Annotated in this window: 8 protein-coding genes; all 8 read right to left on the reverse strand. The window is 62.9% G+C overall.

Annotated features, from left to right (window positions below):
• Positions 1–144: 144 nt before the first annotated feature.
• The 8 genes from DW925_RS02030 to dnaE all read right to left on the reverse strand — a co-directional run bounded on the left by DW925_RS02030 (position 145) and on the right by dnaE (position 14217).
• Complete coding sequence (locus tag DW925_RS02030) at positions 145–1812, reverse strand: formate--tetrahydrofolate ligase (protein ID WP_117583975.1); 1668 nt, start codon at positions 1810–1812, stop codon at positions 145–147.
• Between the two features lie 146 nt (positions 1813–1958).
• Positions 1959–3026, reverse strand: a complete 1068-nt coding sequence (gene ruvB, locus DW925_RS02035; protein WP_117583974.1) for a Holliday junction branch migration DNA helicase RuvB — start codon at positions 3024–3026, stop codon at positions 1959–1961.
• Positions 3026–3646, reverse strand: a complete 621-nt coding sequence (gene ruvA / locus DW925_RS02040; protein ID WP_117583973.1) for a Holliday junction branch migration protein RuvA — start codon at positions 3644–3646, stop codon at positions 3026–3028. The genes ruvB and ruvA overlap by 1 nt, the downstream gene beginning before the upstream one ends.
• Positions 3646–4167 carry a crossover junction endodeoxyribonuclease RuvC gene (gene ruvC, locus DW925_RS02045; RefSeq protein WP_035137351.1) on the reverse strand — a complete coding sequence of 174 codons (522 nt, stop codon included), beginning with the start codon at positions 4165–4167 and terminating at the stop codon, positions 3646–3648. Before ruvC ends, ruvA begins: the two co-directional genes overlap by 1 nt.
• Positions 4168–4304: 137 nt before the next feature.
• The gene (locus tag DW925_RS02050) at positions 4305–6290 is read right to left on the reverse strand and encodes a hypothetical protein (protein ID WP_117583972.1); all 1986 of its coding nucleotides are present in this window, start codon (positions 6288–6290) and stop codon (positions 4305–4307) included.
• 117 nt (positions 6291–6407) lie between these two features.
• The gene (locus DW925_RS02055; RefSeq protein WP_089572163.1) at positions 6408–6770 is read right to left on the reverse strand and encodes a desulfoferrodoxin family protein; all 363 of its coding nucleotides are present in this window, start codon (positions 6768–6770) and stop codon (positions 6408–6410) included.
• A 150-nt stretch (positions 6771–6920) separates the two neighbouring features.
• Positions 6921–10385, reverse strand: coding sequence for an SNF2-related protein (locus DW925_RS02060; protein WP_117716860.1), 3465 nt, complete (start codon positions 10383–10385; stop codon positions 6921–6923).
• Positions 10386–10413: 28 nt separating this feature from the next.
• Entirely contained in the window at positions 10414–14217 is a 3804-nt protein-coding gene (gene dnaE / locus DW925_RS02065) for a DNA polymerase III subunit alpha (protein ID WP_117716861.1), read from the reverse strand.
• Between the last annotated feature and the right edge of the window lie 97 nt (positions 14218–14314).

Raw genomic sequence — 14314 nt, forward strand, 5'->3', positions numbered from 1 at the left:
AAGTTATCCATGCATTCTACCCGCGCAAAAGCCCGTGACGGACAGAGCCCGTCCATATCTACAAGACAAGCGCGGCTAGAAAACAAAAGCCCCGCCGGGCCTTGTGGGCACGGCGGGGCGGACAAGCAGCTATGGGCAGCAGGCTTAGAACAGGCCGGTAATGTTGCCGTCGTTGTCGACGTCGATGTTTTCGGCCGCGGGAACCTTGGGCAGACCCGGCATGGTCAGAACGCTGCCAGTCAACGCAACCACAAAGTGGGCACCGGCGGAAACCTTGAGCTCGCGCACGGTGATGCGGAAGCCCTCGGGAGCGCCCAGCGCCTTGGCGTTGTCGCTAAAGCTGTACTGCGTCTTGGCGACGCACACCGGCAGGTTGCCAAAGCCGTTCTCGCGCAGCTCGGCGAGCTGACGCTTGGCAGCCGGCGTAAAGTCGACACCATCGGCGCGGTAAACCTTGGTGGCGACGGCCTCGAGGGCATCGGCCACATCGGCGCCGTCCTCGTAGGCAAACTTGAGCTCGCTCGGCTGCTCAATCAGGCGCATGACCTCATCGGCCAGGTCGAGCGCGCCCTCGCCGCCCTTGGCCCAGACCTCGGAAAGCTTAACGTTGACGCCGAGCTGCTGGCACTCGGACTCGATGAGCGCAAGCTCGGCCTCGGTGTCCGTCGGGAAGCGGTTGATGGCGACCACGCAGGGAAGACCATAGACGTTCTGGATATTGTCAACATGGCGCAGCAGGTTAGGCATGCCGGCCTTGAGGGCATCGAGGTTCTCGTCGTTGAGGTCGGCCTTGGCAACGCCGCCGTTGTACTTAAGCGCACGGGCGGTGGCGACAATCACGACGGCGCTGGGACGAACGCCCGTCATGCGGCACTTGATGTCGAGGAACTTCTCAGCACCCAGATCGGCGCCAAAGCCTGCCTCGGTAATGGCGACATCGCCAAAGCGCATAGCCATGCGCGTGGCCATGATGGAGTTGCAGCCGTGGGCGATATTGGCGAAGGGGCCGCCGTGGACAAACGCGGGCGTACCCTCGAGCGTCTGCACCAGGTTGGGCTTGAGCGCATCCTTAAGCAGTGCAGCCATGGCGCCCTGAGCCTTGAGGTCGCGGGCGCGGACGGGCTCGCCGGCAAAGCTGTAGCCGACGACGATCTCGCCCAGGCGCTCCTTGAGGTCGTTGATGCTCGTGGACAAGCACAAGATCGCCATGACCTCGGAAGCAACAGTAATGTCGAAGCCATCCTCGCGCGGCACGCCCTGGGCCTTGCCGCCAATGCCGTCGATAACGTGGCGCAGCTGACGGTCGTTCATGTCGACGACGCGCTTCCAGGTGATGCGCTTAACATCGATACCGAGCTGGTTGCCCTGCTGAATATGGTTGTCGAGCATAGCGGCCAGCAGATTATTGGCGGCACCGATAGCGTGGAAGTCGCCGGTAAAGTGCAGGTTGATATCCTCCATGGGGATGACCTGGGCCCAACCGCCACCGGCGGCGCCGCCCTTGACGCCAAAAACGGGGCCGAGCGAAGGCTCGCGCAGGGCCACGGCGCTCTTGACGCCGCGACGGCGCAGGCCATCGGCCAGACCGATGGTCGTGGTGGTCTTGCCCTCGCCGGCGGGCGTGGGGTTGACGGCGGTCACGAGGACGAGCTTGGCCTGGTGGTCAGTCGGCTCGTTGAGCAGTGAATAGTCGACCTTAGCCTTGTCGAAGCCGTACGGAATCAGGTGCTTTACGTCGACGCCGGCGTTCTTAGCCACCTCGGTAATAGGCAGCGGCGTGACGGAACGTGCGATTTCGATGTCAGTAGGCATGGGCGGTCCTTTCGTTACCGGATGAGAAAAAGACCAATTCAGCATAGCACGGGCGCGCAATAGTAAAACACCCGTAACCGATGAATGGCGATATGTTTACCCGATGCCCAGCGATAGCCTACAGACCAGCCAAAACAAACCCGCCTCTAAACGGCTGGCTCGATGCCCAAGTGCTCAAAGGTGCGAAGCGTTGCCTGGCGGCCCTGGGGCGTGCGAATCATCAAGCCGCACTGCAGCAGGTAGGGCTCATAGACATCCTCGAGCGTACCCGGGTCCTCGCCCACCGCGCTGGCAAGGGTCGTCAGGCCCACGGCACGGCCGGAGAACGTCTTGGCAAGCGTCTCCAAGATACGAATGTCCATCCAGTCCAGACCAAGTTCATCAATCTCGAAGAACTCGAGTGCCTGACGGCAGATATCGAGCTCGATGGGGCCGTCGCCGCGCACCTGCGCATAGTCGCGCACACGCTTGAGCAGACGGTTGGCGAGACGCGGCGTACCACGCGAACGCGAGCCGATCTCGAGCGCGCTCGGATGGTCGATCGTCACGCCCAGAATGGTCGCCGAGCGCGTCACGATCTGGGCAAGCTCCTCGACCGTGTAGTAGTCCAGGCGATACGAAATGCCAAAGCGGTCGCGCAGCGGGCCGGTCAGCATACCCGAGCGGGTCGTTGCCGCCACCAGCGTAAACTTGGGGATATCCAGGCGAATCGAACGTGCGGCCGGGCCTTTGCCGATCACGATATCGAGCGCAAAGTCCTCCATCGCGGGATACAGGACTTCCTCGACCGAACGGTTAAGACGATGGATCTCGTCGATAAACAGCACGTCACCCGGCTGCAGGTTGGTAAGGATAGCCGCCAGGTCACCGGTACGCGCAATGGCCGGACCACTCGTCGTCTTGATCTGAGCGCCCAGCTCGTTGGCGATAACCGTAGCCAGCGTGGTCTTGCCTAGACCCGGAGGGCCCGAGAAGATCACGTGGTCGAGCGTCTCGCCACGACTCTGCGCCGCCTCGATGAGCACGCGCAGGCTCTGCTTGATATGCTCCTGACCGCAGTAGTCGTCCAGGCGCTGGGGACGCAGGGTACGGTCGACATCGAGGTCTTCGGGCGTCAACTCCGAGCCCACCATGCGCTCACCGTGCGCCATGGATGCCGCCGGCGAGCTGCCGGGCGTCGCCCACAGGTCCTGAGAGTCATCGGCTTCCCACATCACGCATCCATTCCGAGTCGCTTAAGCGCCGCGCCGAGCAGGTCCTCGACACGCATATCCTGCCCATCATACCCGCTCAGGGCAACCTCGGTCTCTTGCGGACTAAAGCCCATGGAAAGGAGCGCCGCACGGGCGTCATCGATCGCCGAGGGAGCGGCGGCGGGAACCGGCATCGCAACCTGACCGGGAATTACGCCGACCGGAACAAAGCCCTTGTCCTTGGCAAAGGTACTCTTGAGCTCCAGGATGAGGCGCTGGGCGGTCTTTTTGCCCACACCGGGCACCTTAGCCATGCCTTTGTCGTCCTCGGCCATCACCAGAGAATACAGCTGGCCCACGGTATAGGTGGAGAGCACGGCAAGCGCCAGGCGCGGACCGACACCCGACACGGACACGAGCCGATCGAACATCGTGCGCTCGTCCTTGGAAGCAAAGCCAAAGAGCGTCATGGCGTCCTCGCGCACCTGCATACGGGTATAGAGGCGAACCTCACCGCCGGGCGTCGGCAACGTGGCCGCAGTGCTGCCCGAGATGCCGAGCTCAAAGCCAACGCCCGACACATCGACGACAGCAGAGCTCATCGTGGCCTCGACAAGCGTTCCGTGGAGCTGGGAGATCATCAGTATCCGGTTCCTCTCTGTTGATAGAACTCGCCGCCGGTAAGCGCCCGGGTGCGGCTGAGGTTAACGTGGCAGATGGCGCAGGCCAGGGCATCGGCGGCATGGTCGGGATGCGGGTCGTGATCGAGCTGCGTGAGCGTACGAACCATATACGCGACCTGCCGTTTGTCCGCAGCGCCGGTGCCCACAACAGCCTGCTTAATCTGCATAGGCGTATACTCGCCAATCTCGAGCGCGCATTCCGAAAGCGCCACGAGCGCGGCGCCACGGGCATGCGCCGTAGGGATGGCCGAGCGAACGTTGGCGCCAAAGTAAATGCTCTCGATAGCAGCGGTATCGGGTCGATAGCGCTCCACGACACCCTTGAGGTCGCGGGCGATATGCGACAGGCGCACCGCGAGCGGACTGCCTGCGCTGGTCTCGATGCAGCCATAGGCACGGCAGCGAACCTCGCCACGCCGCTCCTCGATAATCCCCCAACCCGTATGAGCCAAACCGGGGTCGATGCCCAAAATAACCAAGCCAACCTCCCCTCGTCTTTTACCAAGCGCAAGGCAAGGCCCCGCGCACTACTCACGAACGTCTGTTCTAGAATAACACAACGGGGTCAAGATGCTTAGTTGAAGTATCGGGGTTGAGAGCGAATCCCATCCCCAGTTTAGTTCTGCGAGAAGAATGGGAACTGTCGGGGATCAACCGGCGGATGCGGCATCGGGCCACCCTGGGGCCCACCCTGCGGGCCACCCTGGCCGCCCATCATCTTATCGATGGCGTCCTGAACCTCGCCCTCGAACTTTTTCATTCCCTCGTGTAAACGACGCTGACCGTCTTCAGAGCGCAACTCCTCCATTTGTTCGGGCGAAATACCCAGTAGCTCGCCCAGCACGCCCATCATCTCGTTTCGCACGCGCTCACTCGTATCCTCGTCAGCAAAACGGCGCACCTCGGCGCGCGCCAGCGAATCGACCGTCATACGCTCCTTGCCGTTAAGCCCCAGGTCGGACCACGCGAGCATGTACGGCCAGGAGCGCTCGGCAAACGAACGGGACGAAACGATCGGCGCCGTCGGCAACATGCGGCGGGCAGCCTCACCCTGTCGAACGAGCATCAGCAGCAGCGAGCAGGCCTCAGGCTTGGCAGCGGCCATCGGGATGTCGTCAAAGGGACGGTTGCGGTCCACGTGCGACTCGAGCGCACCATCGACCTCGCCCGGCTCAAGCCCGCCAAGCAGCTGCGCCGCGCGATCGAGCATATCAACCGGGCCGGCGAGCGTCGCGAGCGCCTGCGACAGCACGCGATCCATGCAATCCTCTACCGCGTTGAGCGTCACGAGCTCTTGGGGCACCACGGCAGACGCGCGGTTGCGCACACGCGCCACAAACTCAAGCGTCGACAGGTACACATCGCCAAAGGGCGCGTAATCGCCCTGGTAGCCGCCGCAAAGCGCCGGCGCCGCCAGCGCGTACTCGGTTTTGGACAGCGGACTCAACGCCATCGCACCCAGCTCGAGCGCCGTATCCTCCAGCATGAGGCCCAGCGTGCGAGAGCGCAGGCGCTCGGCGTCGCCCGCCGACACATCGCGGTCGAGCACGCGCGCGGCATCCGGCGCATCGCGCTCAACCGTGCGAATATGCAGGCGCTCGGCAATGGCGCGAACGGCGGCACAGCGAGCAGCCTCGGCCTCCTCCTGCGCCGGCGTAAAGATGCGGTTGCGCCCCAGCACCAGGCCAATCACATTACGTGGGCCCAGAGCGTCGACGGCCAGCGCCGCCAGCAGGGACGACGGCAAGTCGCCCTCGAGTGCCACCACGGCGCGCGACGCACCGTGGGCCCGGGCGTTGTCGCGCACGGCGAGCACCAGCGCCTGCCACAGCCACTCCTCGGAACGGAACTCGGGCAGTTCGTGATCTTCCAGGGCATCGAGCATCACGCCGCGCTGAATCTCCTGAACCAGCAGGCTCTCCTCAAAACACGGCGCTTGGGCCACCACGCGACCGCAGTCGTCGAGCACAAACGAACCGCCGGTATACACCGACTCGTCATAGGCACCGACCGGCGCCATACAGGCAAACCACACGCTGCGCTTGGATGCGATCTTGCGGTAGGCGCCGCTGCGAACGGCGGCAATGGCGGCAGTCTCGCGGTCGGTCATGTCAAACGCATTGAATTGGAAATACGCAATGAGGTCAACACCGGTCGGCAACATCTCGAGTTCGCGGTCCAAGTCAAAAATCACGGCGATGCGCACGCCGTCCACGTCGAACACCGGCGGCGCCCAACGCGTGTCGTTGTTCTCGCCACGCTGCAGGGCAATGCTCGAACGCGCCGGCACCACATGACCGTCCTTGAGCATCATGTAGTCGAGCAGCGGCTGACCCTCAAACGAAACCGCCGCGGGCACGATGCAGATCATGTCAAGCTCCTGGATGCGCTCGGCGACACCAGTCAAGCCGGCAAGCATGTCGTGCTCAAAGTCGGCAGCGCCCACCAGGCCACCGGGCATGGCGCCCATAAAGAGCGGAGCCGGAACGCACAGCACGCGCGCCCCGCGCTCGTGGGCCAGACGAGCCTGGTCCTCGATGCGGCCGCAAATGCCCTCAATATCACCCAGGCGCATATCGATCTGTGCAAGCGCGAGCTTCATGGCTCAGCCCTTTCCGTCGTAAACCATCGAAATCGTAGTAAAAGCGCCGGCCGCATGATGCAGTCGGCGCTCGCATGTGCATATGCTAGCTATGATACCCCGAGCGGGGGCGCGCTCCTAGAACGTCGCGGACCACAGCCCGTGCAGGTTGCAGTAGGCATAGACGGTACCGGTCTTGGAACCGCCGGCAAAAAACGTCGCGGGCTTCATGCCGGGCTCAAGGTAATGGACCTCTAAGCGGCCCTCGGCCTCAAGGGCGATCCACTCGATATAGTGCTCGGGCAGGCTGGGGTGCTCGACCGAGCCAACGCGTGCGCGAATCACGTGACCGTCGCGCTCGGTCTCGACAACAGGCACGTGCTTCTCGTGCGCCGCGTCCTCAGTGTTTGCGGTCAGTTCCGTGCAACCGGCAGGGGTTGCAACGTCGTTGCCAAGGGCGGCAATGAGCTTACCGTCGGGGTCCTTAAAGAATTTCGCCATGATGTTCTCCTTTGCTGACGTGCCAATGTTCTTGATGGTTCTTATGCCCAAAGGCAGACAAACCATCCACGGCATTGCAAACGAACACATAACGGGCGGGGACGATGGGGCAGCGTGCGCTATCCGCCCTGGCGGCCCCACCCGAGCGGGTTAGCGCCCGTCGCCGCCCAGCAGCGCCAGAACATCTTCGCGGGTAAACAGCGCCGACGAGATGCCGTCGCCGCCGAGCACGCTGTTGACCAGGTCGCGCTTGGACTCCTGCATCTGCATAATGCGCTCCTCGATCGTGTCCTTGGCGATGAGCTTGTACACGGTCACGGTATGTTGCTGGCCAATACGGTGCGCGCGGTCGGTCGCCTGGTCCTGCGCTGCCACGTTCCACCACGGGTCGTAGTGGATGACCACGTCGGCCGCCGTCAGGTTAAGGCCCACGCCGCCCGCCTTGAGCGAAATCAAAAAGACCGGAACCTCGCCCGCTTGGAACTGCGCGACCATCTTGGCGCGGCTCTCCTTAGACGAAGCGCCCGTGAGCTTAAGGAAGGCGATGTCCTCCTTGGCCAAGCGCTTACCGATGATATCGAGCATACCCGTAAACTGGCTGAACAACAGGATGCGATGCCCGCCGTCGAGTGCGCCGTGCACGAGCTCCATACACGTATCGAGCTTGGCGCTCCCCGCCTTGTAATCCTCGTAGTGTAGACGCGGGTCGCAGCAGATCTGGCGCAGCTTGGTGAGCTCGGCGAGCACCTTGAGCTTGTCTTTCTTAAACTCCCCAGCCTCGCGGTGCTGCACCTGCTGGGCGATGCGGTCCTGGTTGGCCAGGTAGAGCTTGCGTTGCTCGCCGGTAAGCTGTGCCATGACGGTGTCTTCGATCTTCTCGGGCAGGTCGGCCACCACGTCTTCCTTAACACGGCGCAGCACAAACGGCGACACGAGCGCCTGCAGGCGAGCGGCGCTATCGCCCTCGGCATGCTCGACGGGGCTCTCAAAGCGCTTGGCAAACGACTCGCGTGTCCCCAAAAGGCCCGGCATCAAAAAGTCGAAGATGCTCCAGAGCTCGGACAGGCGGTTTTCGATGGGCGTGCCCGTCAGGGCAAAGCGCACGCCGGCAGGCAGGCGCTTGGCAGCGCGCGCCACCTGCGTGAGCGGATTTTTAATGTACTGTGCCTCATCGAGCACCACGCGGGCAAAATCCTGCTCGACGTACTCGTCGATATCGCGCCGCATAAGGTCATACGACGTCACGACCACGCTATGCTCGGCCACGCCGGCGATCTGCACGCGGCGTTGAGCCTTGGCGCCCACAATGGCGCACACATCGAGCGACGGGGCAAAGCGCTCCAGCTCGGCAGTCCAGTTGTACACGAGTGAGGCCGGGCATACCACGAGCGTGGGCTTGGTGTCCCCCGCCTCCACGCGCGCCAGAATATGCGCAATCATCTGGAGCGTTTTGCCCAGGCCCATGTCGTCGGCCAAGATGCCGCCAAGGCCCAGGTGTTCGAGCGAGCCGAGCCACTGGTATCCGTCGACCTGGTAGCCGCGCATCGTTGCCTTGAGCGATGCCGGCACCGTAAAGTCCATCTTGCCGAGCGTGTCCAGGCGCTCGACGGTACGGCGGAACGCAGCGTCGCGATCGGCCTCGAGCGCCGGCGTGCGTGCGAGCATGCTGTCGACGAACAGGGTGCTCGACGCGGGAAGCGACACGCCGTCGAGCAGGTCGACGGCATCGACACCCAGGTCCTCGGCAAGGCCAAACGCGGCGCGCGCCCCCTCGTCCAGGCGAATGATGTCGCCGGACGTAAGGCGCGCAAACGTTTGATGGCGCTTGTACGAATCGAGATAGACGGCAAGGTCCGCGGCCGAAAGCCCGCTCGCGCCCAGCTCGACATCGAGCAGATTGCTCTTAACGGTCGCACGAACCGAGAGCTTGGGCGCGGGGCGGACCGAGATCTGGCGCAGACGGTCGCTGAGCATGACCTCACCCAGTTCGGACAGGGCGGACAGGCCCTCGGTCAGCAGGCAGAACAAGCTCTCATCATCGCGCTCCTCAAACGCCAGACCGCCCTCGTAGAAATCGAAGTACAGGGCCGCCGTATCCATAACGCGAAACTCCGCCACCTCGTCGCGGGGCGGCACGCCGGGGCGCTGCTCTTCAAAGGGACTGCCCGGAGCGCCCAGGCTAAAGAGATCCGCCGACCAGTCGCCGTAGGTAACCGTAATCTTGCAGGTCACGAGCCCATCGTCGACGCCGATTGCCATGGCAAAGCTCGGCTCGGGCGCCACGGTATCGAGCGCGGCGGGCGCGGTGAGGTCGGTATAGTCGCGCAAAATGGGCAGCGCCATACGGCAGAACTCACCCACCTGCTCGGCGGCAATATGGGCGGGCGTGCGGCACGGCAGCAAGCGCGACAAAAAAGGTGCGGCATGCTGAGCAAATGCAGCGTCGGTACGGCGCGCGCGGCGCGTGTCAACCAAGTAGGCGGCATCGCCCGACGCAAAGCAGTACATATCGGCGGGCAGGCGCAGGTCATAGCTACCACCAGCCGCCGGCGCGATTTTGGCGGCAAGAAGTGGTGGGCGCTTAGCGGACGCCTCGTCCTCCCCTTGCGGAGACGGCTCAACCGCCACGTCGTAGGTGCGACGCGTCGTCGTCCCCCGCGACCAGGCGGGCTCAAAGGAGATGGTCTGGCCGCGCAGCAGGTCCAGCACATATACGATGCTATGCTCGGACAGCGGCAACTGACGCTCGGCAACAAAACCGCTGCGGGCAAAGTCGTACGACGCCGAACGCGAGCTTGTGATGTCATCGAGATAGGCAACTGTCGTCACAACAAGGTTGAGCAGCTTTGCCGATGTTTCGTCAAAGGCCTCAGGTGAATGGACAAACGTGAGCTTCTTGCCATAGGAGAACGTGCCGCCGCGCACGTAGGCATCGGCCATGCCGTCGATGTCCTTGACCACGTAGGAGACCGATCCACAGCGAATGCGGAACTCGAGCGCCCAGCTAAAGCGGTCAGCGAACAGCGGATTGTAGTACGGCACCAACGAGGGCTCCAACGCCGCTTTGGGGGCGTCGGGATCAACGGCACCGGCAAGTTTGCGGCGCATGCTCGCCAGCTCATCCATGCGCGCGTCCGAAAGATCGGAAAGCGCCGCCACAAGGCTCGGGCTCGTGGGGACGGGCGCCGGGAAGGGAAAGTTGGGGTTGACGGCCGGCGCGGCGGACGCGGCACGCGCGGGCTGTTTCGGCTGCGCCGTAAACGTGCGAACCGGCGTGCGCAGCCCCTCAACAGGCTCAATGCCGCTGGTGTCCAGGTACGCCAGCGCTGTGGCGATGGCGTGCTTGCACATACCGGGATAGCGGTATGCGGCGGGGCAGTCGCAGTCGTAGTCGACCACCTCGTGCTCGTCCATATCGAGCGCCACGTGCGTCTTGTACAGGTCGCCGCGCGAGCCGCGCACCGAGCCCTCAACCGTCACGTTTTTGGAGAAGCGCGAGCCGCTGTCCTCAATCGACAGCACGGCGCCGTTGAGCATGAGCGAGCGGCCCTTCATAAAGGTGCCGCTCAACGCCGCCTCTTTGCGAAGCGCCTGCACAAACGTCCCCTGCGCCATCACTTCCTCCAATCTCACCCGGGGTAGCTTAGATCACCGTCACGCGACCCTGGTTACCCACAATGGCCTTGGCCTCGGCCAGCAGCGGAATCGAGCGCGCGTTGACCTTGGCCGGCACCTCGGCACGTAGCACGCGCCCGTCCACCTGCTCGATAAAGATCTCCACGCGATCGCCGCCCGGGTTGGCGGTAAGCACCGTGGCAAGACGCGCCATATTGCCCTGGCTAAAGCGGCTGTTGGGCACCATGACCTCAAACACCTTGGGCTTGTTGTTCTCCTCGTTAAGCTCGAGCGGCACGATCTCCTGCGCGATGATCTGGTCGCCGCGGTCAGAGCGCTCGAGCTTGCCCTTAATGCGCACAAAGGCATCGGACAGCTGCGCGCCGGTCTCGGGATCGACCTCGCCGTACAGGTACCCCTCGGCCTCTTTATAGGTCTTGGGGAACACGACGACGGTGGCCTCGCCTTCCATGTCCTCGAGCTGCACGATGCCCATGGGGTCACCGTTTTTGGTCACGCGCTTGGACACGCTCGAGACCATACCGGCCCACCACAGCGCCTTGCCCTCGGGAATCTCCTGGTTGATGGTGCCGCCCGTAGGATTCTGAACCTCGTAGCCGGTGTCGATCTGCGAGAACGAGAAGTCGCGCGCCTTGGCTAGTGCATACTCAAACGGGCGCAGCGGGTGGTCCGAGACATAGATGCCCAGAACTTCCTTCTCCTGGCTCAGCTTAAGGTGGCGGTCCCATTCCTGGCCATCCGGATCGGGCACGCTCACCTCAAAGCCCGAGCCCTCAACGTCGCCAAACATGTCGAAGAACGACGTCTGGCCGCTCGCGCGATCCTTCTGGCGCTTCACCGCGGCATCGATGATGTTCTCGGGGTTGTTCTTATCCACAAAGTGCATCATCTGGCGACGCGGATACCCCGTGGAGTCGAAGGCGCCTGCCTTGATGAGCGATTCGATCACGCGGCGGTTGGCCTGGCTCGAGTCCACGCGCTCGACAAAGTCGTGCAGCGTCTTAAACGGGCCGCCCGCCTCGCGCTCGGCGATAATCGCCTGCGCCACGCCGGTGCCCACGCCGCGGATGCCGGCCAGACCAAAGCGCACGCCCTCCTTGGTAGCCGTGAACTCGGTACCGGACTCGTTGACATCTGGCGACAGCACGGGGATGCCGTCGTGACGGCATGCCGAGACGTAGTGCACGATCTTGTCGGTCTTGCCCGTATAGGACGTCAGAACGGCCGCCATGTACTCGTGCGGATAGTGCGCCTTGAGCCACGCCGTCTGCATAACCAGAATGGCATAGCCGGCGGAGTGCGACTTGTTGAAGGCGTAGGACGCGAACTCGAGAACATCGTCCCAAATCTTCTGGGCGACCTCGCGCGTGTAGTTATTTTTGATAGCGCCGTTCATCCAGTGGTCGTAGGTGGTCTCGTCCGAGCCATCCTCCCAGTGAAGCACCGTCGACGTGAGCAGCTTGATCTTTTTCTTAGCCACGGGCTTACGGATACGCGAGTCCGATTCGCCCTTGGAGAAGCCGCACATCTCGACGGAGATGAGCATAACCTGCTCCTGGTAGACCATGGTGCCGTAGGTTTCGCCCAGGATGTCGTCCAGGCGGTCGTCGTAGGAGACCGCCGGCTCCTTGCCGTTCATACGGTTGATGTAAGACGAGACCATGCCGGCGCCCAGCGGGCCCGGGCGGTACAGAGCGATCAATGCCACGACGTGCTTGTACTCGGTGGGCTTCATGTTCTTGATCGTGGCCGTCATGCCGGCGGACTCGACCTGGAAGACGCCGGCGGTGTGGCCGGAACCCATGAGCTTAAAGATCTCGGGGTCGTCAAAGGGAATCTCTTCCTCTTTGATGTCGATGCCGAAGTTCTTTTTGATGTTTGCCTTGGCCTTGGAGATAACAGTCAGCGTGCGCAGGCCCAAGAAGTCCATCTTGAGCAGGCCCATGTCGGCAACGGTATGGCCCTCGTACTGGGTAATCTCGACGCCGCCCTTGGTGTCGAGCTTGGTGGGCACGTGCTCGTTGACGGGGTCGCGGCAGATCAGAACGGCGCACGCGTGCACGCCCTCGCCACGGGTGAGGCCCTCGATTGAGAGCGCCGTGTCGATGATGCGGCGGGCGTCGTCGTCCTTTTTATATGCCTCGGCAAAATCGGGGTTAAACAGGTCCTCTTTGCCGGGTTGCTTTTCGAGCACCTGCTTGAGCTTGACCTTGGGGTCGCTCGAGACCATCTTGGACAGACGCTGGCCCATGTAGACCGGGTAGTCCAGGACGCGAGCGGCGTCGTTGATGGCCTGCTTGGCCTTAATGGTCGAGTAGGTGATGACGTGGGTGACCTTCTCGGGGCCGTAGAGCTGGCGAACGTGCTCCACGACCTCGAGGCGCCGCTCATCGTCGAAGTCCATATCGATATCGGGCATCTCGGTACGCTGCGGGGACAGGAACCTCTCGAACATCAGGCCGTTCTCGAGCGGATCGAACGCGGTGATGTTCATGGCGTAGGCGACGATAGCGCCGGCAGCCGAGCCACGGCCGGGGCCGACGCCGATGCCGTTGTCTTTGGCCCATTGCACGTACTCGGCAACAATCAAAAAGTAGGCGGCAAAGCCCTTGTCGCAGATGACTTTGTATTCGTACTCAAAGCGCTCTTTGATGTTGACGCCACCGATCTCGCGCGTGGCCCAGTCGTCACCGTAGTGCTGGCGCAGGCCCTTCTCGCACTCGCGGCGGAACTGACTCTCGTGCGTCTCGCCGGGGTCGAGCAACGGGAAGCGCGGCAGGATGATGGAGTCCCAGTCCAGCTCGACGTAGCACTTGTCGGCGATCTCGAGCGTGTTGTCGCAGGCCTCGGGGCAATACGGGAACATCGCCCGCATCTCCTCCTCGGTCTTCATGTAAAACTCCGAGCCAGTCATGCGCATGCGGTTGGGGTCGTCGACCTTGGCGTTCATGCCGATGCACATGATGACGTCCTGCACGGGAGCGTCCTCGCGGCGCAGGTAGTGGAAGTCGTTGGTGGCGATGACCTTGACGCCTACCTGCTTGGCGATGTCGATGAGCGTGCGGTCCATCTGCTCATCGGTCAGGCCGTTGTCGGTGGTGATGCCGTGTTCCTGGATCTCGATATAAAAGTCGCCGGGTTCGAAGGTATCGCGGAAGGTCTCGGCCCACTTGATGGCGCCCTCCATGTCACCGCGGTCGATGTATTTGGGAATGATGCCCGCGATGCAGGCGCTCGTGCAGATCATGCCCTTGGCATGGCGGCGCAGGTTGTCGAGCGTCACGCGGGGCTTGTAGTAAAAGCCCTGCACGGCGGCCTCGGAAACCGTCTGCATCAGGTTGACGTAGCCCTCCTGGTCCTTGGCCAGGAGGATCATGTGGTAGAGCTCGGGCTTATGGTCGCGGGCAAGGGTCTCGTCCGGCGTAAAGTAGACCTCGCAGCCAAAGATGGGCTTGATGACCAGGGGCGGCTTGAGCTCGTCGATATTGCCCTTCTCGTCCCACATAGCCATGTCCTTAACGTACTGGGCATGCTCGCGCGGGTTTTCCTCGGGGTCGGGCTCCACCAGCTCGTCGCGGCGGTCCTTTTCCAAGAAGGCCTTGTCGTGGCTCCAGGTTTTGTACTCGGGCGTGTTGTGGTTAACGGCGTCGCAGGCCAGCGCCAAGTCGGGCACGCCATACATGTAGCCGTGATCGGTAATGGCCACGGCAGGCATGCCAAGCTCAACGGCACGGTTGACCATATCCTGGATACGGGTTGCGCCGTCGAGCATGGAGAAAACAGTGTGATTGTGCAGATGGACGAATGCCATGTGATGAGCTCCGATGCGGGTTCGTGTTCTGACTGAACGATTTTACCGCACGGCGCGGACGGCACCCGAACCTAGCCAAACCCACACGGCTCCTCAC

The organism is Collinsella sp. AM43-1 (assembly GCF_003467925.1).
In the GTDB taxonomy this organism is placed as follows: domain Bacteria; phylum Actinomycetota; class Coriobacteriia; order Coriobacteriales; family Coriobacteriaceae; genus Collinsella.